At 66.0% G+C, this 25,404-nt stretch carries 23 protein-coding genes; 3 read left to right on the top strand and 20 right to left on the bottom strand.

Annotation, left to right across the window (positions count from 1 at the left end):
• Nucleotides 1–7 precede the first annotated feature (7 nt).
• On the top strand, nt 8–1,117 hold the full coding sequence (locus V6U71_RS09425; RefSeq protein ID WP_411342005.1) for a Gfo/Idh/MocA family protein: 1,110 nt from the start codon (nt 8–10) through the stop codon (nt 1,115–1,117).
• On the opposite strand, the gene V6U71_RS09420 is transcribed toward V6U71_RS09425, so the two are convergent.
• From V6U71_RS09420 to V6U71_RS09405, 4 genes are read right to left on the bottom strand one after another with little or no spacing between them, the layout of a single operon-like run.
• On the bottom strand, nt 1,114–2,283 hold the full coding sequence (locus tag V6U71_RS09420; RefSeq protein ID WP_411342004.1) for a thiolase family protein: 1,170 nt from the start codon (nt 2,281–2,283) through the stop codon (nt 1,114–1,116). The genes V6U71_RS09425 and V6U71_RS09420 overlap by 4 nt on opposite strands.
• Nucleotides 2,280–2,675, bottom strand: coding sequence for a Zn-ribbon domain-containing OB-fold protein (locus V6U71_RS09415; protein WP_411342003.1), 396 nt, complete (start codon nt 2,673–2,675; stop codon nt 2,280–2,282). Before V6U71_RS09415 ends, V6U71_RS09420 begins: the two co-directional genes overlap by 4 nt.
• Nucleotides 2,672–4,072 carry an MFS transporter gene (locus V6U71_RS09410; protein WP_411342002.1) on the bottom strand — a complete coding sequence of 467 codons (1,401 nt, stop codon included), beginning with the start codon at nt 4,070–4,072 and terminating at the stop codon, nt 2,672–2,674. Before V6U71_RS09410 ends, V6U71_RS09415 begins: the two co-directional genes overlap by 4 nt.
• Nucleotide 4,073: 1 nt before the next feature.
• On the bottom strand, nt 4,074–4,856 hold the full coding sequence (locus V6U71_RS09405) for an SDR family oxidoreductase (protein ID WP_411342001.1): 783 nt from the start codon (nt 4,854–4,856) through the stop codon (nt 4,074–4,076).
• A 116-nt stretch (nt 4,857–4,972) separates the two neighbouring features.
• Here V6U71_RS09405 and V6U71_RS09400 point away from each other — a divergent pair, with 116 nt between their 5' ends.
• Complete coding sequence (locus tag V6U71_RS09400; RefSeq protein ID WP_411342000.1) at nt 4,973–5,626, top strand: TetR/AcrR family transcriptional regulator; 654 nt, start codon at nt 4,973–4,975, stop codon at nt 5,624–5,626.
• Between the two features lie 4 nt (nt 5,627–5,630).
• Here the strand turns inward: V6U71_RS09400 and V6U71_RS09395 are convergent, their stop codons facing one another.
• The 7 genes from V6U71_RS09395 to V6U71_RS09365 all read right to left on the bottom strand — a co-directional run bounded on the left by V6U71_RS09395 (nt 5,631) and on the right by V6U71_RS09365 (nt 13,708).
• Nucleotides 5,631–6,455 (bottom strand): coniferyl-alcohol dehydrogenase, encoded by an 825-nt coding sequence (locus tag V6U71_RS09395; protein ID WP_411341999.1) that lies wholly within the window; start codon nt 6,453–6,455, stop codon nt 5,631–5,633.
• A 20-nt stretch (nt 6,456–6,475) separates the two neighbouring features.
• Nucleotides 6,476–7,849, bottom strand: a complete 1,374-nt coding sequence (locus V6U71_RS09390) for a phosphotransferase family protein (RefSeq protein WP_411341998.1) — start codon at nt 7,847–7,849, stop codon at nt 6,476–6,478.
• Nucleotides 7,846–10,041: a CaiB/BaiF CoA-transferase family protein gene (locus tag V6U71_RS09385; protein ID WP_411341997.1), complete on the bottom strand. Its 2,196-nt coding sequence runs from the start codon at nt 10,039–10,041 to the stop codon at nt 7,846–7,848. The genes V6U71_RS09390 and V6U71_RS09385 overlap by 4 nt, the downstream gene beginning before the upstream one ends.
• A gap of 4 nt (nt 10,042–10,045) precedes the next feature.
• The gene (locus V6U71_RS09380; RefSeq protein WP_411341996.1) at nt 10,046–10,471 is read right to left on the bottom strand and encodes a Zn-ribbon domain-containing OB-fold protein; all 426 of its coding nucleotides are present in this window, start codon (nt 10,469–10,471) and stop codon (nt 10,046–10,048) included.
• Nucleotides 10,472–10,476: 5 nt separating this feature from the next.
• Nucleotides 10,477–11,694 (bottom strand): thiolase C-terminal domain-containing protein, encoded by a 1,218-nt coding sequence (locus tag V6U71_RS09375; RefSeq protein ID WP_411341995.1) that lies wholly within the window; start codon nt 11,692–11,694, stop codon nt 10,477–10,479.
• A 68-nt stretch (nt 11,695–11,762) separates the two neighbouring features.
• Nucleotides 11,763–12,989 carry an alpha/beta fold hydrolase gene (locus V6U71_RS09370; RefSeq protein WP_411341994.1) on the bottom strand — a complete coding sequence of 409 codons (1,227 nt, stop codon included), beginning with the start codon at nt 12,987–12,989 and terminating at the stop codon, nt 11,763–11,765.
• The gene (locus tag V6U71_RS09365; protein WP_411341993.1) at nt 12,986–13,708 is read right to left on the bottom strand and encodes a FadR/GntR family transcriptional regulator; all 723 of its coding nucleotides are present in this window, start codon (nt 13,706–13,708) and stop codon (nt 12,986–12,988) included. The genes V6U71_RS09370 and V6U71_RS09365 overlap by 4 nt, the downstream gene beginning before the upstream one ends.
• 120 nt (nt 13,709–13,828) lie before the next feature.
• Between V6U71_RS09365 and V6U71_RS09360 the strand changes: the two genes are divergently transcribed.
• The gene (locus V6U71_RS09360; RefSeq protein WP_411341992.1) at nt 13,829–14,944 is read left to right on the top strand and encodes an amidohydrolase family protein; all 1,116 of its coding nucleotides are present in this window, start codon (nt 13,829–13,831) and stop codon (nt 14,942–14,944) included.
• Between the two features lie 38 nt (nt 14,945–14,982).
• Here V6U71_RS09360 and V6U71_RS09355 read toward each other — a convergent pair whose 3' ends face one another.
• The 9 genes from V6U71_RS09355 to V6U71_RS09315 form a co-directional block, all read right to left on the bottom strand.
• Nucleotides 14,983–16,221, bottom strand: coding sequence for an MFS transporter (locus V6U71_RS09355; protein ID WP_411341991.1), 1,239 nt, complete (start codon nt 16,219–16,221; stop codon nt 14,983–14,985).
• Between the two features lie 92 nt (nt 16,222–16,313).
• Complete coding sequence (locus V6U71_RS09350) at nt 16,314–18,719, bottom strand: TonB-dependent receptor (protein WP_411341990.1); 2,406 nt, start codon at nt 18,717–18,719, stop codon at nt 16,314–16,316.
• 119 nt (nt 18,720–18,838) lie between these two features.
• Nucleotides 18,839–19,858, bottom strand: coding sequence for a DUF2889 domain-containing protein (locus V6U71_RS09345; protein WP_411341989.1), 1,020 nt, complete (start codon nt 19,856–19,858; stop codon nt 18,839–18,841).
• A gap of 19 nt (nt 19,859–19,877) precedes the next feature.
• Complete coding sequence (locus V6U71_RS09340) at nt 19,878–20,672, bottom strand: SDR family oxidoreductase (protein ID WP_411341988.1); 795 nt, start codon at nt 20,670–20,672, stop codon at nt 19,878–19,880.
• A 23-nt stretch (nt 20,673–20,695) separates the two neighbouring features.
• Nucleotides 20,696–21,490: an SDR family oxidoreductase gene (locus tag V6U71_RS09335; RefSeq protein WP_411341987.1), complete on the bottom strand. Its 795-nt coding sequence runs from the start codon at nt 21,488–21,490 to the stop codon at nt 20,696–20,698.
• A gap of 1 nt (nt 21,491) precedes the next feature.
• Nucleotides 21,492–22,310: an SDR family NAD(P)-dependent oxidoreductase gene (locus V6U71_RS09330; RefSeq protein ID WP_411341986.1), complete on the bottom strand. Its 819-nt coding sequence runs from the start codon at nt 22,308–22,310 to the stop codon at nt 21,492–21,494.
• Nucleotides 22,310–23,809 carry a class I adenylate-forming enzyme family protein gene (locus tag V6U71_RS09325; RefSeq protein WP_411341985.1) on the bottom strand — a complete coding sequence of 500 codons (1,500 nt, stop codon included), beginning with the start codon at nt 23,807–23,809 and terminating at the stop codon, nt 22,310–22,312. The genes V6U71_RS09330 and V6U71_RS09325 overlap by 1 nt, the downstream gene beginning before the upstream one ends.
• Nucleotides 23,809–24,573: an SDR family NAD(P)-dependent oxidoreductase gene (locus V6U71_RS09320; RefSeq protein WP_411341984.1), complete on the bottom strand. Its 765-nt coding sequence runs from the start codon at nt 24,571–24,573 to the stop codon at nt 23,809–23,811. Before V6U71_RS09320 ends, V6U71_RS09325 begins: the two co-directional genes overlap by 1 nt.
• On the bottom strand, nt 24,570–25,334 hold the full coding sequence (locus tag V6U71_RS09315) for an SDR family NAD(P)-dependent oxidoreductase (RefSeq protein WP_411341983.1): 765 nt from the start codon (nt 25,332–25,334) through the stop codon (nt 24,570–24,572). The genes V6U71_RS09320 and V6U71_RS09315 overlap by 4 nt, the downstream gene beginning before the upstream one ends.
• Nucleotides 25,335–25,404: the final 70 nt, after the last annotated feature.

Here is a 25,404-nt window from a genome sequence, read left to right as displayed (position 1 = left end):
GGCCGCCATGTCCCCTCCCCTTCGCGTCGGCATCATCAGCGCCGCTTGGGGCGCCAAGGCGCATTTGCCCGCCTGGCGTAGCCTCGACGGGGTCGAGGTCACCGCGATCTGCACCTCGCGGCCCGAGACCGCGGCGAAGGCGGCCGACGACTTCAAGGTCGCGCGCGCCTTTCACGATTTCCGCGCGATGGCCGCCGATCCCGAGATCGATATCGTCGATTGCGGCACGCGTCCGCCGCTGCGCTACGCCATGGTGATGGCGGCGCTCGGTGCCGGCAAGCATGTCTATAACGGCATTCCTTTCGCCAAGGATCTGGCCGATGCGCGGGCGATGCACGCCGCATGGCGCTCGGCCGGGACCGTGGCGGTGGTCGACGCCTTCATGCAGGCCGTGCCGCCGATGGTGCAGATGAAGGCAATGATTGACGCCGGCTGGCTCGGCGAGGTCTTCGGCGCCGATGTCGCGTTCGAAGTACCCTTGTTCAGCGCGGCGCAGACGAATGTGCCGGGCTATGTCTGGTTCGCCGATCCGGCGAACGGCGCGAGCGCGGGGCGCAATCTGGGCAGCCATATGCTGCACCTGCTGGTGCATTTTTTCGGGCGGGTGGCTTCGGTGACCGCCGACCAGTCGTTGGCGCTGAAAGCGTGGCCGCTGGAGGGCGAAACGATCCGTCCGGCGGTTCCCGACCGGGCATCGCTGTTGCTGCGTCATGCTTCGGGGCTGCCGACGCGGCTGGAGGCGAACTGGTGCAAGATCGGCGGCGACGGCTTTTGCTTTTCGGTCTGGGGATCGAAGGGGCGGCTCGAAGCGCGCGCGCCGGTGTTTCCGATGGCGCACGATACGCAGCTATTCGGAACGCAGAATCCGGCGCTGGGCAGCGCCGCGATGGGCGAGATCGCGATCCAGCCCGAATATCTGGCGGTGCCGGGATGCTGCGCCGTAGCAGATCGGCCTGAGACGGGTTTGCTGGCGCTGGCGTCGATCTTCGCGAAAATGCGCGATGCCATCGGCGGCGTAGGAGCGGCGGCACCCGACTTCGCGCAGGCCCTGCATGTGCAGGAGGTCGTCGAGGCGTCGGCAACCGCATCGAACCAACGCAGTTGGATCGATCTCTAGTCCCGCTGCAGCAGCATCGATCCCGCGATAAAGCCGCCGCCCATCCCGCACGCGCCGACCGTCGCCCCATCCACCTGACGCCCGCCGGCCTGCCCCCACAGCTGGGTGCAAACCTCGTGGAGCAGGCCGAAACCGTGGAGCCGCCCGCCCGACAATTGCCCGCCGCCGGTGTTCACCGGAAAGCGTCCGCCGGGACCGATATTGCCCTCGGCGATGAAGTCCTTCGCCTCGCCATGGCCGCAGAAGCCCATGGCTTCGAGCCAGAAGGGCACGAAGATGCTGAAGCCGTCGTAGAGGCCGAGGACATCGACGTCGGCGGGCTTGAGGCCGGTGCGTTTCCACATGTCGGCGGCGCTGTCATGCGCGCCCATGGTGGTGAGGTCGGGGCGCTGGTCCCAGGTCTCCTGCGAGCCGAGCGCGGCGCCCATCGCTTCGATCGTCAGCGGCACCTGCGCGCAATCCTTCGCTGCGTCGGCGGCCGAGACGATCACGACGCAGGCGCCGTCGATCGGCACGTCGCAGTCGAACAGCCCGAGCGGCGACGAGATCATGCGCGCGCCGAGATAATCGTCCATCGTCAGCGGCGTGCGCATGACCGCCGAGGGGTTAAGCTGCGCAAAGGCACGCTGGCCGGTCGCGACCAACCCCAAATGCTCGCGCGTCATGCCATACTCGTGGAAATAGCGCTGCGCCATCCAGCCCGCCCAGTTCGACGCCGACATGGCATTGGCGGGGACGAGGTAGGAGTACCAGCCGCCGAGCCGCGCGCGGCCCGCGCCGGGGATGCTCGCGCGCTGCGTCGCGGTCTGCGACGAGCTTTCGGTGAGGGCGCGGAAGCAGAGGACATGGCGCGCCTGCCCCGTCGCGACCGCCATCGCCGCCACTTGTATCGGGGCCATCTGTGACGGGCCATCGGGTACCGCGCTATGCCAGCGCGTCTTGAGCCCGAGCGCGTTGCGAACTTCGCCGGTGCCGAGCGGCGACATGCCCGGCGAATTGTCGGCCTTGCCCGGATAGGTCGAGATGCCGTCGATATCGTCCCGCGTCAGCCCCGCGCATTTGAGCGCGCGGCGCGCGGCTTCGGCGAGGTGGATCATCGCGGGACGACCCGTCTTGCGGCCGATGTCGGACATGCCGACGCCGGTGATGGCGGCGTTCAGGGTCATTGCGCGGGCTCCCACTGCGGGAACCAGACATCGTCGATGTTGAGGAAACCGACTTTCATCTTCTGGCCAATGGTGACGCTTTCCGGATCGGCGTTCACCACCTTGGCGGTGACGCGCACGCCGGGCGCGCCGTCGAGATCGACGACGGCGAGCGCGAAGGGTACCGCCAAGCCGGGCGCCCATGGCTGGTGGTTGACGGTATAGGTGTAGACCGTGCCGGTACCGGGAACGGCTTTGGTCTCGACTGCCTCGTTCCAGCATTTCGGGCAGATCAGCTGCGGCGGGTGGATCGCATGCGCACAGTCGGTGCAGAAGGCGATCATCAATTTCCCCCCGGCGCCGCCGGTCCAGAAGGCGGTGTTTTCGGGGGTGAGTTCGGGAAGCGGTCTCATGATGGTTCCTGCGATTTATATTGGCGCGGCAATGCGAGCGCGGTCAGCACGGCAGCGGTGCAGAGCGCGGCGATGACGGCGACGGTGATGTCGTAGGCGAAGGGCGACGGATAGCTTTCGTCGCCGCGGCGCACGATGTCGGCGGCGAGCAAGGTCGTCACCATCTGCGCGCCGATGCCCATGAAGAGCTGGCGGATGACGGTGAGCAGGCCGGAGATTTCGCTGATCCGCTCGGGCGGCGAGGCCTGCGCGATGATCGTCGGCGCGACCGAAAAGAGCATCGTGGTGCCGAAGCTGATGACGATGAGCTGCGCGACCACCTTGGGAAAGCTGTCGACGTCCATGACGAACCAGAGCAGCCAGCCGGCAACGGTGACAGCCCCGCCCGCGATAAGCGCGAAGCGCCCTCCCCCGCGCGCCGCAAGCCAGCCGCCGAGCGGGCCGGCGAAGACCGAACTGAGGTTCGAGGGCAGCTTGGCGATCCCCGCGAGCGTCGCGGTGAAGCCGAGACCCGCGAGCGTCCACAGCGGCGCCTGCATCATCAGCGAGAAGAAGACGGTGATCTGGAGCGCGCTCATCGCGACGAGCGCGGTGACCGCGCTGCCGATCGCGATGGTGCGGTCGGAGAAGCTGCGCACCGCGATCAGCGGGTTCTGGCTAGCGAGGCTGGCGCGCCACCACCAGAGGGTGAGGAGCACGCCGAGGCCGAGCGCGGCGAGCAGCAGCGGGGCGGCCCAGCCCCAATCCTTGCCCATGGAGAAATAGACGAGGACGAGCGCGACGCCGGGAGCGAAAGCGAGGCCCGAGAGCCAGTCGACCGGCTCGCTTGCGGGCTGGCGCGGCGAGCGCGGAAGCAGCCCGCCGATCGCGACCGCCGAGACGGCGCAAAGACCCGCGCTGGCGAAGAAGACGCCGTGCCAGCTGAAATTGTCGACGATCATACCCCCGACGACGAGCCCCGCCGCGGTGCCGATCGACGCGCCTGAGATCATCAGCCCGATCGCCATCGGCGCGCGCTCCTTGCCCGCATTTTCGTGGACGAGCCCGATGCAGAGCGGCAGGATCGCGCCGGTGACGCCCTGCATGAGCCGACCCGCGAGCAGCACGGGAAAATTGGTCGATAGCGCGCTGATCAGCGACCCGACCGCGCCGATGACCAGCACCACTACGAGTATCTGTCGCCGCCCGAACAGGTCGCCGAGGCGGCCGACGATCGCCGCAATCGCGGCGCCGACGATGAGGTAGCCGGTGATCAGCCAGCCGACCATCGCGGGGTTGCCGAAATCCTCGATCAGCTTTTTGAGCGCCGCGAGGATCATCGCCGTCTCGAACGAGCCGGTGACCTCGGCGATCCACAGCGCGCCGATGATGAGGGGAAGGTTGCGGCGGTCGGCCACGCTAGCTCGCGATGGCCTTCGCCCCCTCGGGCACCCCGACCTGCGCGGCGCGGACCTCGATCAGGTCGACGCCGATGTCGGCGGGCAGGCCGATCACCGAAAGCAAAGCCTGCGCCATCGATTCGGGGGTCGCCCCCTCGCCCGTCATCGACGCATGGCCCGTCTCGACGATCTTCTTGTAGAAGGCGGCGACGGTTTCCTGCGACCAGCTCTTGCCGCCCGAGCCGCCCTTGACCGAGCCCGAGCGCAGGACGGTGACGCGGATATCGTCGCTGCGCAGTTCGTCGCGCAGCCCGTGGCACAGCGTTTCGATCGCCGCCTTGGTCGCGGCGTAGAGCGCGAGCATCGGGAACGGCATGTTCACCGACTCGCTGCTGATCGCGACGATCTGGCCCTTGGTCTTGCGCAGGTGCGGGATCGCGGCGCGGATCAGCCAGGACACGCCCAAGATGTTGATGTCGATATGGCTGCGGATGATTTCGTCGCTGCCGTCTTCGAAGGCGAAGGGGTGGAAGATGGCGGCGTTGGCGACGACAACGTCGATGCGGCCGAAATGCTCCGCGGTCTGTGCGACGGCGGCATTCACCGCCTCCGACGAAGCGACGTCGCAAGCGATCGGCAGCACGGCATCGCCGAACTCGGCGGCGAGCGTGTCGAACTCGTCCGACGGGCGCGCGAGGCACGCGACCTTCACCCCGGCTGCGACGAGCGCGGCGACGAAATGCCGCCCCATGCCTTTCGATGCGCCGGTTACGACGGCAACCTTGCCGGCTAGCCTCTCCATGCCATCTCCCATGATTTTCGTTCTATTCGCTTCATTTTTGACGATACGTCAATTTTTTGCCATATCGCAACCCCGCTGTTAGGATGGCGACAAGATTTCGGGGCAGGATCACCTATTTGACGCAGACACAGGCTATCATCGCGGCGGAGACCCCGCCCGAGCGCAAGCTGGGCGCGAAGGGACAAAGGACGCGGCAGCAATTGATCGACGCGACGGTCGACTTGCTCGAAACGCATGGGTTGCGCGATGTGTCGGTGGTCGACGTCGCGCGCGCGGCGCAGACCTCGCCCGCGACCTTCTATGTCTATTTCAAGGGCGTGCCCGAGGTCGTTCTGGCGGCGCTCGAACATGCCAGCCAGACCTCGCCCGAGCTCGAAGCCATCGTCGCGCGCGACTGGCTGGCGCCGGGGGCCGAGGCGGCCGCGGCGGCGTTCGTCGAGGAATATACCGGCATCTGGAACCGCAACCGGACGATCTTCGTCGTGCGTAACCTGGCGGCCGAGGAAGGCGACACGCGCTTCTACGAGGCGCGGATGACGCAGGCGCGGCCGATGATGGACGCGATCAGCAAGCAGGTCGAGCGCGCGCAGACGGCGGGACGAACCCCCGCGCACCTGTCCCCGCGATCCTGCGCCGGCACCGTGCTGATGATCCTCGAGCGCCTGTCGGCGATCGGCCCGATGAGCAGCCATAGCGATGGCGTCGGCTATGCCGACCTGAAGGCGGCTGCGGCGCATAGTATCGCGATGATGCTCGGCGCGCACGGCTGACACATCACGCCGAAGCCTCGGCGATCATCTTCTGGATGTCGAGCACGCCCGTCGCGAGGCCGCCCGCGAGGCCGGCGTCGACCGGCAGGCACACGCCGCTGATGAAGCTTGCGGCGTCGCTGTTGAGCAGGATCAGCGGCAGCGCCTGTTCCTCGGCGGTCGAGTAGCGGCCCTTGGCCTTGGCGAAGGCGCCGAGCACCGCGTCGCCCGCGACCTTGCGGAATTCGCCGAGCATCGGCGTGTCGATCGGGCTGGGCATGGTGCAGTTGATGCGGATGTCGCGGCCGATCAGGTCGGGCGCGCGAACCTGCGTCCAGGTGTTGATCGCCTCCTTGGCGAGGCTGTAAGGGTCGCCGACTTCCTCCTTGCGATCCAGATACCATTGGCGCGCCTCGGCAAAATCCTCGATCGCGATGAATTCGCGCAGCAGCGGCTGGCGCGTGAGCCATTTCATGCCGCCGAGCGATGAGACCGAGACGATCGCGCCGCCGGGGTTGAGGTGCGGGATCCAGCCCTCGGTCCAGGCGCGGATGCCGAGGAAATTGACCGTGACGACATCCTCGCCGGGAAAGGTCTGTGGCAGGCCCGAGACGTTGAAGACGGCGTCGATCTTGCCGCCGATGCTCGCGATGCCCGCGGCGATGGCGTCGGGGTTCTTGAGATCGACGGTGGTGAAGCTCGCGAGGTTGACGGGTGAAGGCTTGATGTCGGCGCCATGCACCTCGGCGCCGAGATCGACGAGCGCGCGGGCGCAGGCCTCGCCGGTGCCCGAGAAACAGCCCATGACGACGACGCGCTTGCCCTTGTAGCCCAAGATATCCTTCGACATGGTCTCTACCCTTTCAGATCCTATTGCAGCGGTGCGAATTTGGTGTCGGCGAGGCCGCCCATCGCGTCGGCCATCAGCGCCGCCTCGCGCGTTTCATGCGCGTTGCAGAGGATGATCGCCGCAGCGGTGGCAATGCGGTCGCCGGCGACGGCGTCGCGGAAGGCGGTCCACGCGGTGCGATAGTCGGTGAACTCGAGCGCGAGCGCGGCTTCGATCTCCACCTTTTCGGCGGCGTGGAAGCCGGGTTCGAGGCGCTCGATCGCGCGCCACCATTTGATGAGGCGCGCCATGCCTTTGGCTTTCACCGCCGCCTGCTGATCAGAAAGCCGCGGGACGATAGTGTCCTTGATATCGTCGAGCGCGATGGCGAAGCTCTTGTCGTGCGCGCCGGGCGAGGCGTCGGGCAGCGCGACGGGCGGCAAGGCGATGTCCGCGGCGTCGGCGAGCGCGTGCGAAAGCACGCGGCGATGGATCGTCGAATAGACGAGGTTCATGCCGAGATTGGGCGGCGGCGGCGCGTCGGGATCGTCATAGCGCGAGCGGCGCGCGAAGCTCGTCTGAAAGAGCAGGCGCCAGTAGATGAGGCGCGGCAGGTCGACCTTGTGCCCGCCCGCGGCCTCGTAAGCAGCGAAGGCCTGCGGCAGCGGCACGAAGCCCTGGAAGAGCATGCGGATCGCGAGCATCGCAAGGTCGGCCATTGGGTCGCCATAATGGACAAGCTCCCAGTCGAGCAGCGCGGTGACGCGACCGCCATCATAGAGGAAATTACCGGGGCCCGCATCGCCATGGACGATGACCGGCGCAGGCATGTTCGCGGGGATATTGGCTTCGAGCCAGTTCAGCGACAGGTGGATCAGCGGGTCCCAGCCCTTGCCGCTGTTGCCGTGACGCAGTTCGGCGATGCGGCGGCGGATGAAGGTCTCGGCGGGTTCGACCGGGCCCATGCCCTCGACGGGGTTCGCCGCGATGTCGATGCGGTGGAGCGCAGCGAGCTGGGCCATGAAGTCGGCGGCGACCATATCGCGCTGCGCGGTATCCGTGAGGCCGCCGAAGCGGTCCTTGCCCGCGACCATGCCGCAGACGAGCGCGCGCTGGTCGGGGACCGAGGCGTAGAAAGAGGCGACGCGGACCCCGGCGGAGGCAAGCCGGCCCGAAAGCGCGCGGAGAACGGCGGCTTCGCGCAGGAAGGCTGCATCGTCGCCTGCCCCCGCCTTGTGCACGTCGTAGTTCATATAGGCGCTGGCCGCGCGGCCATCGGGCCATAGGAGGTCGAGCTCGGCGCCTTCGCGCGACGCGCCGCCGCCGCCGCGCGGGCGGACCGCGACGACGCGCGCACCGCTGGCGCTTTCGACGGCGGACGCAAGGCCAGCGGGTATGAGGTCGTGTGGGTTCATCCGACGATCTTCGCTTCGCGGAATGCAGCGATTTCTGCGTCCGAATAGCCGATTTCGCGGAGGATCTCGTCGCTATGCTCGCCGACGGCGGGGCAGCAGCGCTTGAACACCACCGGGGTATCGCCGAAATTCCAGAAGGCGCCCGGCTGCTCGACGAGGCCGTAGAGCGGCTGCGGCAGGACCGAGATCAGGTTCAACTCGCGGTTGAGCGGATCGTCGAAGAAGCGGTGCATCGCATTTTCGAAATTGACCGCGTCGGCGGGGACGCTCGCCGCTTCGAAGTCGGCGAGCAGGTCGGTGGCATCGCGCGCTCTAGCCCCGGCTTCGAAATCCTCACCGAGCAGCTTGGCCAGCGCGGCCTGTTGCTCGGGCTTGTGTGCGGCGACGGCCACCCACGCACCGTCGGCGCATTCATAGATGCGGTGGTACGGCGAAAAGCCGGTCTGGTCGCTGGTCAGGTGATAGGTATCGGTGAGGTCGCCATCGGCGCCGATCAACCGCTCGCCTTGGGTGAAGGCGGCCATGCCGAGCAGCGAGGTCTGGGTGGTGTAACCGCGCCCGGTGGTGCGCTTCGCATAGAGCGAGGCCATCAGTTCGACGAGGCAGCTTTGCGCAGTCGAGACATCCATCGTGCCGGGGCGGTTGAAGACGGGGCGATTGCCCTCGCCCGCATTTTCGAACTCCCAGCCGGCGATCGCATTGAAGATCGAGTCATAACCCGGCCAGTTGCCGCGCGCGCCGCGCTGGCCATAGGCGCTCGAATAGTTGAACGCGATATCGGGGTTGTATTTGCGGATGCCCTCTTCGCTGAGACCCAGCTTCGCGGCGCCCTTGAAGCGCATATTGTGATGGACGAGTTCGGCCCACTGAAGCAGCCGTTCGAGGATTGGCTGCGCCTCGGGCTTGGTCAAGTCAAGCGCGAGGCTGCGCTTGCTGCGCGCGGCGGCCTGATAATAGCGGTGCATGAAGCGGATGCGGTCGCCGGTCAGCGCCTCGACCTTGATCACGTTGGCGCCCATGTCGCCCATCATCGACGGCCCCATCGGCCCGGCGAGGAACATGCCGAGGTCGAGGACGCGCACGCCTTCGAGCACTTCGGCGGGGACGGTGCCGGGCGCGGGCGCCGCTTTGGCGGGCCATGCCGTATCGCCGCCTTCGCCCAGGCGCGGGGCCGGGCGGCCCTGCGGCAGGTCGGCGTCGCTGTGAAAGGGCGTGTTGGGCTGGCGCGTCTTGCCGAGGTCGGGGTCGTCGACTTCGATGACATAGCGGTTGGCAACGGCATCGTCGTGGCGCAGCACCTCGCCCATCGGGAAGGCGGGTTCGGCGGCGATGTCGGCAGCGCGCAGGTCGGCGAGCCAGTTCTCAAGCGGGCGGAGCTTGAAAGCTTCGGCCTGCCCGGCTTCGGTTTCGAGGTCGACCTCGACCTCCGCCATCACGTCCCACATCGTCGGCATCGTGGCGTAATCGAACTGGCGAGTCGGATCCATGATCTGGAGCCAGTCGCCGCCCGCGCATTGGAACAATTGCTGCGCGATCGGGCGCGGGCCGAGCGGATAAGTCACCGGGTTGGGCATCGGCCCTTCGCTGTTGCGCGCCCAGACCAGCGGAAGCGTCGCGAGAAAGCCCTGGAAGATCGAGGTATGCGCCGGGCCGCCCTGCCCCGTCTGCAGCCGCATGACGAGGCGCGCGAGCAGACCCGCGGCGGCGAGATGCGCGGCGGACCAACTGCCCTGCTGGTAACGATAGGCGATCGGGCCGGCGCGGTGGCCGTCATTTTCGTACATCGCGCCGACACGCGCGGCGACCAGCAGTTCGTCGTCGCTGCGTTCGACATCGGGATGGTTCGCGGGCGAGCCGGTGATCGCGGTGACGACGAGATGCGGGTGTTTTTCGGCAAGGCTCGCGTCGTCGAGGCCGAGCGCCCTAGCGCGCGACGGGGTGAATTGGTGGAGCAAAGCGTCGGCGCCAGCGAGGCGTTCGTCGAGCGCCGCCAGCCCTTCGGGCGTGTCGAGATCGAGCACGAGGCTCTTCTTGCCGCGGTTCCAGTTGGCGAAGCGCGCGGTGCCGCGCGCGGGATCGCCGCCCGGACGCTCGACTTTCAGAACTTCGGCGCCGAGTTCGGACAGCATCAGCCCGGCGACCTGCACCGCCATGCCCTGCCCGATCTCGACGATGCGAAGGTCGCCCAGCATCGCCTCAGGCCTTGAAGTTGGGGAGGACCCAGCCGTCCTGGATCGGGGTCCAGTCCACGCTGACCTTCATCCCGATATGGACGTCCTCGGCATCGCATCCCGACACGTTCGCATTCAACCGCGTTCCCGGGGCGCCGTCGAGGTCAACGACGACGGGGACATAGACATAATCCTCGCCATTCTTCGGATTCTTGTTGCAGATCGCATAGCTGAAGATCGTCGCGGTGCCGGGGAGCGTCGGCCACTCCTTGGCGCGGCTGCCGCATTCGGGGCAGATCGCGGTCGGCGGCATGCGGAAATGGCCACATTCGCCGCACTGGCACGCGGTGAGCCGTCCCTCCTTCGCCGCCTGCCAGAAAGGCTCGGTATCGGGGTTGGTGGTAATGCGGATCTGGTCGCCGGGGAGCGCACGGGCGGGGCCATAGGTCATGTCGGTCAGTCCTTGCGCAGGATGAGGCTGGAGACGGGGAGTGACGCCGGGCCGCCCGAGACGAGCGCAAATTCGGCATCCTTGACCTGATTGATCGCGGTGCCGCGCACCTGTTCGACGCCCTCGACGATGTGCGTCATGCCGATGATATAGGCTTCGTTGAGATTGCCGCCGTGGGTGTTCACCGGCACGCCGCCATTGACGCCCTTGCCCGTCGCGGGATCGTAGCGGAGCTTGTTCGAGAGGACATAATCATTGCCCTCGCCTTTCTTGCAAAAGCCATAATCCTCAAGCTGCATCAGCACCATCGGGCTGAAGTGATCGTAGATCAGCGCGACGTCCATGTCCTTGGCGGTCAGCCCCGATTGTGCCCAGACGCGGTCCGCGGTGAATTTGTGGCCCGAACTCGCGAAATAGGGGTCGGGCATGCCCATCCACGCAAAGGCGCGGCCCCATTCGCGCTGGCCGCCATGCGCGGCGGCGTGGACGACGGCGGGCTTGTGGCGGCAATCCTTCGCGCGGTCCATCGTCGTGGTGATCACCGCAACCGCGCCGTCGGTTTCGAGGCAGAAGTCGAGGCGGCGCAGCGGATCGGCGAGCATCACCGAAGCGTCATATTGTTCCTTGGTCAGCGGCTCCTTGCGCACCGCCTTGGGCCGGTTGCGCGTGTTGGCGCGCGTCGCCATTACCACCTCGCCGAACGCGTCCTGCGTCGTGCCGTAGAGATGCATATGCCGCCGCGCGAGCACCGACATCAGATGGCCGGGACCGACGAGGCCCGACGGCTGGAGAAAGCTGTTTTCGGGATTGGGCGCCGCGGCGCCGAAGACGACGCCGAGGCGATGCTGCGGCAATTGCTGCAGCGCCATCAAGGTGACGGTGTAGGTGCAATCCTCGTTCATCAGCCCCGCGGTGGCGAGGCCGATGGCGCCGGGGCAGCCGCCGCCGCCGCTGGTCAGCGTCGCCGACCAGCTGATGTGCGGCATGCCCAATGTTTCCATCAGGCTGGCGGTGTCGAACTTGTCGAGATAGCCCGCGCCCGCGGTCGAATAATAGGAGAAGCCGTCGATCTGTTTGTGGCTGATCCCCGCGTCGGCGCAGGCGTTCATGATCGCCTCGGCCGCCATGTCGTTGATCGTGCGCGGCCAGCTTTTGCCGCGCACATAATAGTCGGTCGCCCCGATCCCCACGATCGCGCATTTGTCCTGATTGACCCAGGCCATCCGCCTTTCCTCCGATTCTAGTTATATAACTAGGTTGGATATGATGCTGGCGGCTGCTTGTCCAGTCGTCAAGCGAAATGGAGTTTGCGATATTTGCCGCGGAAGTAGAGCAAGGGGTCGCGGCGCGGCTCGAAGATCGCCTTCAGCACGCGGCCGACGAGGATGAAATGGTCGCCGCCGTCGTGCACCGCGTCGCGCGCGCATTCGAAGCTGGAGAGCGATCCGGTAAGCACCGGAGTGCCATATTCGCCCACTTCCCACGGGGTGACGCCGAAGCGATCCTCACCCTTCCCGGCGAAGCGGTTCGAGGTCGGCTGCTGGCCGATCTGGAGAACGTTGACCGCAAAGCGTTCGGCATCGCGCAGAAAGGGCGCGCTGCCGGCGGTGTTGGCGATACAGACGAGCAGCATCGGGGGGTCGAGCGACACCGAGGTGAAGCTGTTCGCGGTCAGCCCAATCGGACTGCCGTCGGGGCACATCGCAGTCACCACGGTCACGCCGGTAGCAAAGCAACCAAGTGCATCGCGGAAGGTGCGCGCATCGCTGCCTGCACGATATTCGGGCGAACCGCGCGGCGCGCGGCGTTCGAGGAAATCGACCAGATAGCCGCCGAGGGCATCGGCGCGGTCGTCGATGACGACAAGCGCGCTGTTCTCAACCTCGACCAGTTCGCCGTCGGGGAGCTGGCTGACGAAAGCTGCGGCGTCTTCCCTCGATACGAGTTCGCTGATCGCGCCGCGGACATAAAGCGTCGGCAGCGCGATCTTCGCGGCGACCCCGTCGAGCCGGTCGGCCATCGCCGATGTGTCGAGCGTATCGAACAGGCGGACATCCCACTGTGCCTGCCCCGGCCCGAGCGTCGCCGCTTCGCGAAGCCGGTCACCGACACGCTGCGCCAAAGCTGGATCGACATGCACCGGCGAATCGACGAGTACGAGGCCCGACGCGAGCACGGCGGCGTCGCGTTCGAGCGCGGCGCTGGCGATCCAGCCGCCAAGCGTCGAGGCGACGACGACGGGGCGCGTGCCCATCTGCGCGAGCACGGCGCGCAGATCCTCGACCAGCGCTTCGAAATCGTAGCGCGCATCCTCGGGCCATTCGCTGCCGCCGTGACCGCGGAGATCGAGGCTGATGACGCGGCGGCCGGCCTTTTCGAGAGCGGAGGCAACGCCCGACCACACGGCGCGCGTCTGCCCGGCGCCGTGGAGCAACAGGACTGCGGGATCGTTTTCGGAGCCAATCACCTCGGCTTCCAGCCGGACGCCCGCGAAACCCCGATATTCGACGATGCTCATTGCCGATCCTTCTTCGCCGCATCGCCCAGATGCAGCCACGCGTCAAACTGGTCCGATCGCCGCCGCATCATCAACCGCGCGATGTCGGGATCGCCGTCGATGATCGCGTTGCACAGGCTGCGCTGCATGTCGCGCGTGCGCCGGCGCCGGTCGGGATCGGCGTAGAGGTCGCCGCCCTTTTCGTCGAGGCCAAAGCTGTAACCGATTTCGAGGATCAGCTCGACGACCGGATTGCCGCTCATCTGCGAAATCAGCCGCGCCATTTCGACTTCGGCCGCGATCAGGTCGCGCGGCGTGTCGCGCGCGTCGATCGTCGCGGCGAAGGCTTGCAAAGTTTCGACATCGGCGGCGCTGCGGTAACGCGCAGCGGCAACGGCGGCCTCTTCCGACACTGGCCGTGTGACCTGAATGACATGACCGAGATGGGCGCCCTTCATGCGCAGAAATCGCGCCAGCGACTGGATCGCGTCGCGTGCGTCGGGACGTTCGGCATAATAGCCGCCCTGCGCACCGCGCCGAATGCTGATCAGACGGTCGCGCTCGACGAGCTTCGCCGCCTGGCGCAACGTCGGGCGGCTGATGCCGAAGCGTGCAAGCAAATCGTCCTCCGCCCCGAGATGGGTGCCGGGGACAGCCGCCAGACTGAGCTGCGAGAGCTGACGGGCGGTGCGGCTTGCAAGGGTTTCGGCCGGGCCGCGTGGTTCGAGATGAGCTGCCATAACAGATACCTGTTTATGCGCCATACCACACGATGTCTATCCCATATGGCGCTTGACTTGTATAACTAGGTATCTTTTAATCGAGCAAATGCTAAAAGCGAGTCGTGAGGAGATTGCCCGATGAAACCCTTTGTGTTCAGCGCCGACAGCCACATCATGGAGCCAGCGGACATCTTCCTCGATGGCCTGCCCGCGTCGCTGAAGGACCATGCGATCCACGCCCGCATGGAAGGCGAGTATCTGGTCACCGGGACGAAGGACAAGATCATCTATCGCCTGCGCGTCGGGCAGCACCGCGAGAAGCAGCTTGGCGATGCCCAACGCAAGGGCATTCGCGAGATACCCGGCCGGCTCGAAGACATGGAACTCGAGGGCATCGATGCCGAAATCTGTTTCCCGTCGCTCGGCCTGTGGCTCTACTGCCTCGACAATCCCGACGCCGAAGCGGCCTCGGCCCGGCTCTACAACGACTGGAACGACAGCTTCCTCGGTGGCCATCCCAACCGGTTCGTCCGCTGCGGCATGCTACCCGTGCTCGACTTCTCTAACACGCTCGCCGAACTCGATTATCTGGCGTCGAAAGGCTTCACCGCCGCAATGTTGCCGGCGACGACACCGCCGGGCCTGCCCAAATATAACAGCGACGCGTGGGACCCGGTCTTTGCCAGGGCGGCGGCGCTCGGCATCGTCTTCGTCATGCACACGGGCACCGGCCTCGAAAGCGTGATCGTCGAACGCGGCCCCGGCGCCGGGATCATCAACTACACCAACCAGATGAACGATGCGCAGCACAGCGTCATGTATCTGGTATCGGGCGGCGTCCTCGACCGCAATCCGGGTGCCAAGGTCGCGTTCATCGAAAGCGGTGCGAGCTGGCTGGTCGCGCTGGCCGAGCGCATGGACGAGGTCTCGGTCGCCCACGCGAACTTCGTCTTTCCGAAACTCGGCCGCGCGCCGAGCAGGATCATCGACGATCAGGTGTGGGCAAGCTTCCAGCACGACCGCGCGTGTATTGCGTCGGCGGCGGCAGGATTGCCGGGGGCGAAGAATGTGATGTGGGGTTCGGACTATCCGCACGCCGAAGGCACCTTCCCCGTCAGCCGCCGGATCATCGACGAGTTGTTCGAAGGGATGACCGTCAGCGACGAGGTGCGGCGGAATATATTGGGAATGAACGCCGCGCGGCTGTTTGGCGTGAAGCCCGAAGTGGTGACGAGCGCAAAGGCCGTCGCCTGATCAAGGCTCCCCTCCCCTTCAAAGGGAGGGGCAGCCCCCTATTCCTCGATCGGCCGTGCTGTCCGCCCCGCCATGATCGCGGCGATGCCGCCGACCAGCAGGCAGCACGACAATATTGCCAGCGACGGCTGCAGCGATAACTCGCCATAGCCCGGCGTGAAGGCCTTGCTGAGATAGCCCGCGACTGTTCCGCCCAGCCCGACGCCGGCGAGGCCGATGAACATGTTGATCGTCGCCGACATCATCGCCCGCATCTGCACCGGCACCTGCGCGAAGCAGAGCGCGATGATCGGGCCGAGGTGCAGCGTCATCATGAATTTGACCACCACGAAGCAGGCGAGCGCGACATAAGCGTTCCCGGCGAGGGCGAACCCGACGCCGAAGGGAAAGGAAATCAGCAGACCGATTCCGGCGAACCAGCCGTTAAAGCCGGGTTTCGCCTGTCCGTAACGGTCGCTGACCCATCCCGCGACAAGGTTGCCGATAACCAGTCCCGCCGCCATCGCGCCGCCGAGCCAGAAGCCGGTTTCGGTCTTGTCCATGCCATGCACGCGCTGGAAGAAGGACGCGCCCCACAGGATGAAGGCGAAGCCGGTGAGCGGCACCATGCAGAGCAACAGGCCGACCCAGCGCAGCGATGTGTTCGATGCCATCGTCCGCAAGACGTCGCCGAGGCTGGTTTGCTGTACAGGAGCAGGCTCGGCAACACCGCGCCGGCGCGGCTCGGCGGCGAGCAGGTAGACAAGCAGGCCGACCGCGATCCCGGGCAAGCCGACGATCAGGAACACCGTCCGCCAGTCATACCATTGCGAGAGCCAGCCCGCGAGCGCGAGCCCGCCCGACAGGCCGACGGCATTGGCGGCGAGCATGATCGAGATGATCGTCGTGCGGCGATCCTTGGGGAAAATATCGGTGAGCAGCGACATCCCCGCCGGGCCGGCGCCCGCTTCCGCCGCGGCAAGACCGATACGCGCGAGCAGCATCTGGACGAAGCTGTGCGCGAAGGCCGAAAGCGCGGTCGCGGCGCTCCAGATCGAAACGCAGACCGCGATCACCAGCCGCCGGTCGCCGCGATCGGCGTAACGCGCGATCGGAAAGGCGGCGAGCGCATAGAATGCAGCGAATGCGATGCCGGTAAGCAAGCCGAGCTGGCCGTCGTCGAGACCGAGTTCGACCTTGATGTCGTCCTGAAACAGCGTGAAGACCTGCCGGTCGACATAGCTCAGGATTGCGACGACCACGAGCAGTCCGAGCGTAAGGCCGCGGCGGCTGGACATTTCTGAAGGCATGACTCTCCTTTCGCGAAAAAAAGAGGGAGGTCCGGCAATGCCGTCCCTCCCCCATTGCTCCAGAGGAGCGCCCTGTGGTCCTAGAATTTGAAGCTGGCGGTCACGCCGTAGCTGCGCGGTTCGTTGTATGAGGTGCCGACATAGATGTTGCTCAGCAGAAGCGTATATTGCTGTTCCTGATCATTGGTCAGGTTCTTGCCCCACAGCGCGACCTCGAAGTTCTTTTCGGGGCCGAAGCTGAGCGCGACGCGGGCGTTAAGCAGGCCGAGCGATCCCGACTGGGCGACGGCGGCGAGCTGGTCGGCTTGCGCCTGCGTCAGCCCGAGACCACCCGGTGCTGTCGAAGTGAACATCGCGACGGGAATGTCGATCTGCGGCATCTTGCCCTGCCATGCATAGACAATGTTGGCGTCGAGCCCGACCCCGCCAAGGTCCTGCTTGAGATTGGCGCCGACGGTGAACTGCTCCTTGACGATGCCGACGAGCAGATAATCGCTCTTGTCGACCGTCACGATCGTCTGTGTCGGCGGTGTGCCGGCGAGCGCCTTGCCTTCATATCGCGTATATTTCGGATCGCTGATCGCCCCCGACGCAAAGAGGGTGAAGCCGTCGACAACTTCGAACGATGCATCGGCTTCGACGCCCCAGGTTTCGGTGTCGGCATTTTCGATCACCGTCTGGCTGATGCCGTTCGGTGCAAGGACCGGGCTGCGTTGCGCATCGCGGACCTTGTTGTGATAGCCGGCAATGTTGAAGCGCGCGCGGCCATCGAGGAACGTCGTCTTGATCCCGATTTCCTGCTCGTTGACGATTTCGGGATCCGACGGGATCGAGTCTTCCAGCGTCACGGTACGAAGCTGCAGCGCGCCCGAACGATAGCCTTTGCTCTGCTTGGCATAGATCAGGATATCGTCGGTCACGTCGTAATCGGCGCCGATCGTATAAGAGAGGTTGGTGAAGGTCTTGTGCCGTTCGCGATCGCACGGAATCGCGACCGTTGCCGGGGTACAGCGGACGAACTGGTCGGTGTTGTCGACGACGTCGCCCGACCGGGTGATCACGCGCTTGTCATCGATCGAATAGCGCAGACCGCCAGTCACATTGAAACGGTCGGTCAGCGCATAGTTGAGCTGACCGTACATGCCGAAACTGTCGTTATCGAGCGTGCCCGAGAAGTTCGACCAGCTCGTCCGCCCGACGAACTCTGCCGGCACCGTCGGCCCCGCAGCGAACTTGCCGTTGAACAGGTTCGAACGCGACTGGTCGAAACCCGTTTCGCGGAAATAGGTGATGCCGGTGGCGAAATTCAGCCGGTCGTCGAACGCCGTCCCGGTGGCCTGCAGCTCGGTCGAATATTGCTTGAGGTCCTGCGTGCCTTCGGTGAAGTGGCCCGCGAAGCTCGTGCCGTCGAGATCGACCAGATTTTCGCTCTGCACGCCGCGATAGCCGTTGATCCAGCGGATCTGGCCGAAGCTCGTATCGAGGATGAATTTGGCGGTATAGGTCTGCGTCTTGGTCTTGTTGAACGGACCGCGCGGATCGGCGCCGATGACCGCGGAGGGTGGTGTGTAGGCAGCAAGGTTGGGATTGCCGCCAAACTCTTCGCGCTCGGCTGCGGCGATCCCGTCGACGATCGGCTTGGCAGGGCCGAAAGCCGCGGGCGCGTTGAAGAACAGGTTCTGGCGGACGGGCCCGTCGATATAGGTGTCGTACCATTCGCCCGACAGCAGGATTTCGAACGTGTCGGTCGGCTTCCAGCCGAGCTTGACGCGGCCGTTCCACGTCTCGCGGCCTTCATATTTCGCGCCGGTATTGATGTCGGTCTTGTACCCGTCGCGCTTCTGGTAATAGAGCGCACCGCGGATCGCGAGGCTGTCCGACAGGCCAAGGTTGAGCACCGCCTGACCGGTGCGCTCGTCGAAACGGCCATAGGTCGCGCTTGCCTTGCCCGAAATCTCGTCATAGCGCGGATTCGCTGTCTGGATCAGCACCGCGCCCGCCGAGGTGTTACGGCCGAAGAGCGTTCCCTGCGGCCCCTTGAGCACCTGCACGCTTTCGACATCGACGAGCTCGACGTTCAGGCCATAGGCGCGCGCGATGTATATTTCGTCGAGATAGGTACCGACCGACGGTTCGAGCGTCGCGATATTGTCGTTCTGGACCTGCCCGCGCATCGCGAGCGAGAAGGCGGTGGGATTGTTGCCCGCACCGCGGATGTTGAACCCGGGGGTGAAGCTCGCGATGTCCTCGACCTTCGAAATACCCTGTTCGGTCAGCGTCTCGCCGCTGAACGCGGTGATCGCGATCGGCGTTTCCTGGATGTTCGCGTCCTGCTTGGTCACGCCGATGACGACGATCGCGTCATCGTCATATTGGGTCTCTTCGGGCGCCGCCTGGGCAAAGGCGGGGGCAGCCGAAAGCGCAATCGCGCCAAGCGAGACCGCCGCAAGCAATCGGGCCGAATCGCGATTCTGCTTGAAAATCATGGTCAACATCCTCCCCACGAGGCTTCCTGGCGTCCTCGCTTGGCCAGTTATATAACTAAGTCTAACAAGACAGACAAGTGGATTACGCCTTCCGCTGCGGAAAGGGCGAAAAAATGGCGCTACGCCGCCTCTTTCGGCAACAAACTTGCCAAGACCGGGACGTCGGCCAGCGCACGCAGGACGTCATTGAGGTGGGTGCAGCCGACCGTGCCGACCAGCGTGTCGAGAACCGCCTGCCGGAACTCGCCGACGTGCTGCCCGACCATTCGCGTCGCCTTCATCGAGGCGCCGGGACATTCGCGGAACGGCAGGATCAGCGGCAGCGCCTGAAGCGAAAGCAAGGTGCCGTCGCGTTCGTCGACCTCTGCATAGACGCGATATTCGTGGATCGCGGTACGCGTCCCCTGCGGGTTCGGCCCGCTGTCCTGAAACGCGGCATCGACCTTCAGCACCCCTTCGCCGCGCCACACGTCGATTCGCCGTGCCCGGCGGGCGAGCGGGCGTCCCTGCTGGGCCGGCATGTCGTGCCAGCCGATCGGGTCGTCGGGATTCGCCAGCGGACCGACCTCGGTCGCCGACTGGTCGCTGTGATCGACGTCGCCGTCTGCGGTCAGCGAACTGCCGCCTTCTGTGAAGCCGGTGCAGATATTGACCATCCGCCCCTTGCTGCTCGCGCCCGATCTGGCGCGGTTGCTCGCCATCCGCTGATGCCAGTCGTCGCTCCAGCGCGACCATATCCACCCGGCGACAAGGCTGGCACCGGCATAATCGTCGAGCACCTGGAACAGCGGCGTGCCGCGCAGATCGCCCAGCACGTCGGCCAGCGCCGTCCGGCTCGCCCCGCCCGCGCGCACCCCGACCATCTCGTCGACCCGTGGGTGGTCGGCGGAGATATCGATCGCCAGTATCTCGCGCAGCGGCGACGCCTTGATCGTGAAACCGCCGCTCGCAACCTCGATCGCACCGCCATTGAGCGGCGTCAGCAGGTCGCGCGCCCGTCCGGTCATGATCCACGGTTCGCCGAAGCCGTCGGGCCAGTCCGAATCGATCGACGTGGTTCGCCGGATCGACCCCGGACGGCGCAGCGGCGCGGGACCCGCCGACTGGCGGGCAAACGGAAACTGCTGGGGTGCGTTCAAATCTCTGTCCTGTTCCGGTCTATTTGGGCGGCATGCGGATCGCGCCGTCGAGACGCAGATTCTGCCCGTTAAAATAGCTGTTGCGCGCAAGTTCGAGGACAAGCGATCCGAACTCCTCGGGCTTGCCGAGGCGCTTCGGGAACGGAACCGACGCCGCCAGCCCTTCGAAGATCGCGGGCGCCTTGTCTTTCACCGCCAGCATCGGCGGCGTCGCGAAAATGCCGGGCATGATCGAATTGACGCGGATGCCGACGTCCATCAGGTCGCGCGCCATCGGCAGGACAAGGCCGTTCACTCCGGCCTTCAAAGAGCCATAGCCGACCTGTCCGATCTGCGCATCCTGCGCCGCCGCCGACGCGGTGAGGACGATCGAACCGCGTTCGCCATCCTCGTTCAGCGGCTCGGCGTTCGCCATGCCCAGCGCGGCGAGCGAGGCGAGGCGATAGCTGGCGATGAGGATGCCCTGCGCCGAGAATGCATAATCGTCGGTCGAATAGCGGACATAGCCGCCGGTCGTCTTGTCATAGCGGACGGTCTTGCCGCCCTTCGATATCTGTGCGCAATGGACGAGCACGCGTTCATGCCCGTGCGCCGCACGCGCGGCGTCATAGCCCGCGACGACGCTGTCCTCGCTGGTGATGTCGACCTTGCAGAATATGCCGCCGATCGCATCGGCCACGGCTCGGCCGCCCGCTTCGTTGACGTCGAAGATCGCGACCTTCACCCCTGCGCCTGCCAGCGCTTCGGCGCTGGCACGGCCGAGGCCCGAGGCGCCGCCGGTCACCACCGCTGCGATATTGCTGTCGAGTTTCATGCCTTACTTCCTTTGATTGCTAATTATTGCAGAACTTCCAGATTGCCGCCATCCACGACAAGCACCTGCCCGGTAATGAAGCCCGCACGGTCGGAGCAGAGGAAGGCCGCCGCGGCGGCCATATCCTCCGGCGTCCCCATGCGCGGGATCGGATAGGCGCTCGTCCGCACAGCGATATGCTCGTCATAGGTCTGGCCATGCTCGGCGGCGATCTTCGTGAACACCTCCTTGAATTGGGGTGTCGCGATCGCCCCGGTGCCGAGCGTGTTGACGGTGATCCCCATCGGCCCGAGTTCGGCCGAGATCGTCTTCGACAGCGCGAGCGCGCCGACGCGGTAGGTGTTCTGCGCCGCCCGCGCGAGCTTGCGGTGCGGCGCCTTCACCGAATTGGTGCCGATGGTGAGGATGCGGCCCCAGCCCTGCCTGTGCATATGCGGGATGACCGCTTGAACCGCCCAGCGAAAGGCCATGACATTGTTATTGTTCGCGGCGGCGAAGGTGTCGTCGTCGACTTCGAGGAAGCTGCCCTTGGGGCCGGAGTCGACGTTGAAGATCAGGATATCGGACGGCGCGAAAGCGTCGGTCGCGGCCTGCACGGCTTTGGCGATGCCGTCCTTGGTGGTGCAGTCGGCGGAGATGCCGACGACCTGACCGCCCGCTGCCTGCACTTCGGCGACCGCAGCATCGATGGTCGCCTGCGTCCGCGCCGCGATGACCGTCTTGCAACCCTCGCGAGCGAATTCATACGCGCAGCCGAGGCCGATGCCCTTCGAACCGCCGAAGACGAGCGCGACCTTGCCCTTGATCCCTAGGTCCATGTCAGGGCGCCTTTCCGTGCTGGAGCTTGAGCCGGTCCTGCAGGATGTCATTGCGGCCCGGCGACGCCGCGACGGTCGAGCCGCCGTCCATCTTGATCGTCGTGCCAGTGATATAGTCCGAGCGCGCCGAGGCGAGGAACAGCGCGGCATGCGCGATATCGGCGGGGGTGCCCGCGCGACCCACGGGGACGGTCGCGCCATAGGCAGCGAGGCCTTCGTCGCCGAGCACGGCTTTCGCGCGGTCGCTGGCAACGAGGCCGGGGTTGATCGCGTTGACGGTGATGCCCTCGCCGACGACGTCGCCCGCCGCGGCGCGGATGAAGGCGTCGAGCGCGGCCTTCGCCATGCCATAGGCGGTCATATTGGGAACGACGTTGAAGGTGCCGTTGATCGAACCGATCGCGATGAAACGGCCGCCGTCGCGGGCCTGCGCCAGATGCGGGCGCGCGGCGTCGAGCAGCCACCAGGCCGCCTTGGCGATGCTGGCGAAGCCCGCTTCCAGCCGCTCGTCGTCGACATGGCCGAGCCCGCCGTGCGGGATGTCGGCGGCGGCGTGGACGATGATATCGACCCCGCCGAAGGCCTGCACGGTTGCCTCGACGAGCCCGCGGCAATCGGCGTGCTTGGCGATGTCGGCGGCGAAGCATTCGGCGACGCCACCGGCCTTCTCGATCCCCGCCTTCACATCTTCGGCGTAGGAGATTGTCCGCGCGCCGAGCATCACCTCGGCACCTGCGGCAGCGAAGGCTTCGGCGATGCCGCGCCCGACTCCCTTGCCCCCGCCGGTGACGATCACCGATTTTCCGGCGAAGCTTTCCATCAGCTCTCTCCTGCAAATAGCGCGCGCAGCCCGGGCGCCGAGGGTTTCATCGACGGGGTGCGCGGGAAGTCGGGAACGATGCGGATATGAACCGGGACCTGATAGGCGATCAGCCGGTCTTTGAGCCAAGCCTTGAGGTCGTCGGTCTCGGGCGTGGAAGCCCCGTCCTTGAGGATGATCGCGGCGGCGGGAACAGCGCCGAGGCGCTCGTCGGGCACGCCGACGACTGCGGCCTCGCGGATCGCGGGATGGTCGTTGAGCGCAGTCACGACATCGTCGGGATGGATCTTGAAACCGCCGCGGATGATCGCATTGTCGGCGCGGCCCTTGATGAAGAGGAAGCAGTCTTCGTCGAGCACCGCGCGGTCGGTGGTGCGCAGCCATTTAAGGTCGTTGCCAAGCTGCTGACCCTTGATCTCAAGCAGACCTTCGGCTCCATGCGGCAGAATCGCGCCGGTTTCGGCATCGACGATACGCGCCTCGATATCGGCGTGGACGCGGCCGACCGCGCCGCGCTTTTCAGGCCAGAGCCTTCGAAAATCGTCGATCGTCCAGCCGGCGATCGCGCCGGCAAATTCGGTCGCGCCATAATTGCTGCAGATCGGGATGCCGTATTTGGCCATGAAGGCGTCGACGAGATCGGGCGCAAGCGGCGCGGTGCCGGTGATCAGCGACTTGAGGCTGGTCAGGTCGGCAGGATCGACGTCGGCGTCGAGCAGCATGCGCACCGCCGAAGGAACGGCGGACGCGACCGCGGGACGGTTGCGGCGCACCGCCGACACCCATGCGTCGACGCTGAATTTTTCGAGCAACGCGATCCGCCGCCCCGCCGCGAGCGCGCCGATGCAGCCGTAGATCCCGCCGATATGGGTGAGTGGATTGACCACCATCGTGCAGCCCGAATTGAGCCGTGGCGGATCGTCGAAGCTGCGCCCGCGCTCATATTTGGTGAAACCGCGAAAGCTGGCGTCGAAGGCATCGCGGCTGAGCGGCACGCGCTTGGGCGTCCCGGTAGTGCCGCTGGTGAGCATCTCGATCGCGACGCCGGGCGAGGTCTGGATCCGGGTGCGGACCTCGGGCTGCACGACGCGGACGCCGCCGAGGAACGGGTCGATTTCGATCACTGCCGAACCGGCGCGCGCGAGCGCTTCGCCGAGACCCGGGCGCGCGAGGTCGGTGGCATCGGCGATGATCACGGGCAGGCCGAGATTTTCGACGTCGGCGAACAGCTTTGGGTCGGGCAGGATCGGATTGAGCGTCACAAGGCAGCGATCGGTCGAGAGCACCGCGACGATCGCCGCAACATGACCGGGGCGGTTGCGCAGCATCACGCCGACGCGCGCATCCTCGGGCAGGCCCATCGCATCGAGCGCGGCCTCGATCGCGCGGACATTCTCGGCGATCTGCTGCCAGCTATAATCCGTCCCGCCGAAATCGATCTGCGTCCGGTCGGGATCGAGCGCCATGATCGCGCGCAATTTTTCGGTCATCAGCGCCATCAGAGCGCAAGCCCTCCGCTCGCCTCGATCACCTGCCCCGTGACCCAGCGCGCATCGTCGCCGAGCAACATCATCACCGCGCCTGCGATATCCTCGGGCTCGCCGAGGCGGCCCATCGGGGTGTGCTTCGCGGTTGCCTCGTCCCAACCCGGCTGTTCGCGCAGCGCCGTGATGAATTCGGTCGCGACCGCCCCGGGGGCGATGCAGTTGCAGGTGATCTGCCGCTTGGCGACCGCCAGCGCTGTACTGAAGGTCAGGCTCTGGATCGCGCGCTTGGTCATCGCATAGCTCGCGGCGAAGGGCTGGCCGACCTTGCCCGACATCGAACCGATGTTGGCGATGCGCCCGCCGTCACGGAGGCGCGGCAGCGCGGCCTGGGTCACAAAATGCGGGCCCTTCACATTGACCGCGAAGAGTTCGTCGAACAGCTCCTCACCCGCGCCCTTCAGCGTACCGTCGCGCCCGCCGCGGCCGACCCCGGCGTTGTTGATCAGGATATCGAGATTGGGCGCGCCGCCGAATTCGCGGTCGCAGGCGGTGAACATCGCCTCGATCCCCGACAGCGACGAGACGTCGGCTTGGATCGCAAAGGCCCTGCCACCCGCAGCCTCGATCTCGGCGACGAGCGCGTTCACCGCCTCCCTGCTGCTGGCATAGTTGATCGCGACATGCGCGCCCGCCTGCCCGAGCCGCCGCGCGATCGCGGCACCGATGCCGCGCGAGCCGCCGGTAACGAGCGCGGTCTTGCCGGCGAGGTCGCTCACAGGAACAGCCCTCCGCTCGCTTCGACGATCTGCCCGGTGACCCAATGCGCCTCGTCGCGGCAGAGCATCATCACCGCGCCCGCAATATCCTCGGGCACGCCGAGGCGCTTCATCGGGGTGAGCTTCGACGTCGCCTCGGCCCAGCCGGGCTTTTCGGACAGGGTCTTGTTGAATTCGGTATCGACCGCCCCGGGGGCGACGAGGTTGCAGGTGATGCCGCGCGGGCCGACAACGACCGCGGTCGATATGGTGAGGCTCTGCAGCGCGCGCTTGGTCGCCGCGTAAGCCGCGAAGGGCGGCAGCGCCGAGCGTCCGCCGAGCGAGCCGATATTGACGATGCGCCCGCCGTCACGGAGGCGGTCGAGGCAGAGCTGGGTGATGAAATGCGGCGCCTTCTGGTTCACCGCGATCATGCGGTCGAACAGTTCCTCGCTGCACTTCTTCAGGCTGCCCGTGTCGCCCTCGCCGCCGACGCCGGCATTGTTGACGAGGATGTCGAGATTGGGGGTGCCGCCGAAGGCCGCGTCGCAGGCGGCGAGCATGGACTCGATGCCCGCCATGATGCCGACGTCGGCCTGTATGGCAAAGGCCTGCCCGCCATCCGCAATGATTTCCGCGACGAGTGTTTCGGCAGCATCCTTGCTGCCCGCATAATTGACCGCGACATGCGCGCCGGCTGCGCCGAGTCGGCGGGCGATCGCGGCGCCGATGCCGCGTGACGCGCCGGTGACGAGCGCGGTCTTTCCGCTGAGCTCCGCCATTTTCTCTCTCCCCTAGCGTTTCGACATAATTGACTTAGTTATACAAGTCGTGCAAGCCCTGCCGAAAAGA

Origin of the sequence: Sphingopyxis sp. J-6 (genome assembly GCF_046603995.1) — a bacterium.
Taxonomy (GTDB): Bacteria; Pseudomonadota; Alphaproteobacteria; order Sphingomonadales; family Sphingomonadaceae; genus Sphingopyxis.
Note: the sequence above shows the minus strand (reverse complement) of the source record. Positions and strands in the feature narration are given on the sequence as shown.

Coding starts and splice junctions, on each gene's coding strand:
- V6U71_RS09425 (WP_411342005.1), top strand. CDS start 8: ATGTCCCCTCCCCTTCGCGTCGGCATCATCAGCGCCGCTTGGGGCGCC.
- V6U71_RS09420 (WP_411342004.1), bottom strand. CDS start 2,283: ATGACCCTGAACGCCGCCATCACCGGCGTCGGCATGTCCGACATCGGC.
- V6U71_RS09415 (WP_411342003.1), bottom strand. CDS start 2,675: ATGAGACCGCTTCCCGAACTCACCCCCGAAAACACCGCCTTCTGGACC.
- V6U71_RS09405 (WP_411342001.1), bottom strand. CDS start 4,856: ATGGAGAGGCTAGCCGGCAAGGTTGCCGTCGTAACCGGCGCATCGAAA.
- V6U71_RS09395 (WP_411341999.1), bottom strand. CDS start 6,455: ATGTCGAAGGATATCTTGGGCTACAAGGGCAAGCGCGTCGTCGTCATG.
- V6U71_RS09390 (WP_411341998.1), bottom strand. CDS start 7,849: ATGAACCCACACGACCTCATACCCGCTGGCCTTGCGTCCGCCGTCGAA.
- V6U71_RS09385 (WP_411341997.1), bottom strand. CDS start 10,041: ATGCTGGGCGACCTTCGCATCGTCGAGATCGGGCAGGGCATGGCGGTG.
- V6U71_RS09380 (WP_411341996.1), bottom strand. CDS start 10,471: ATGACCTATGGCCCCGCCCGTGCGCTCCCCGGCGACCAGATCCGCATT.
- V6U71_RS09375 (WP_411341995.1), bottom strand. CDS start 11,694: ATGGCCTGGGTCAATCAGGACAAATGCGCGATCGTGGGGATCGGGGCG.
- V6U71_RS09370 (WP_411341994.1), bottom strand. CDS start 12,989: ATGAGCATCGTCGAATATCGGGGTTTCGCGGGCGTCCGGCTGGAAGCC.
- V6U71_RS09365 (WP_411341993.1), bottom strand. CDS start 13,708: ATGGCAGCTCATCTCGAACCACGCGGCCCGGCCGAAACCCTTGCAAGC.
- V6U71_RS09360 (WP_411341992.1), top strand. CDS start 13,829: ATGAAACCCTTTGTGTTCAGCGCCGACAGCCACATCATGGAGCCAGCG.
- V6U71_RS09355 (WP_411341991.1), bottom strand. CDS start 16,221: ATGTCCAGCCGCCGCGGCCTTACGCTCGGACTGCTCGTGGTCGTCGCA.
- V6U71_RS09350 (WP_411341990.1), bottom strand. CDS start 18,719: ATGATTTTCAAGCAGAATCGCGATTCGGCCCGATTGCTTGCGGCGGTC.
- V6U71_RS09340 (WP_411341988.1), bottom strand. CDS start 20,672: ATGAAACTCGACAGCAATATCGCAGCGGTGGTGACCGGCGGCGCCTCG.
- V6U71_RS09335 (WP_411341987.1), bottom strand. CDS start 21,490: ATGGACCTAGGGATCAAGGGCAAGGTCGCGCTCGTCTTCGGCGGTTCG.
- V6U71_RS09330 (WP_411341986.1), bottom strand. CDS start 22,310: ATGGAAAGCTTCGCCGGAAAATCGGTGATCGTCACCGGCGGGGGCAAG.
- V6U71_RS09325 (WP_411341985.1), bottom strand. CDS start 23,809: ATGGCGCTGATGACCGAAAAATTGCGCGCGATCATGGCGCTCGATCCC.
- V6U71_RS09315 (WP_411341983.1), bottom strand. CDS start 25,334: ATGGCGGAGCTCAGCGGAAAGACCGCGCTCGTCACCGGCGCGTCACGC.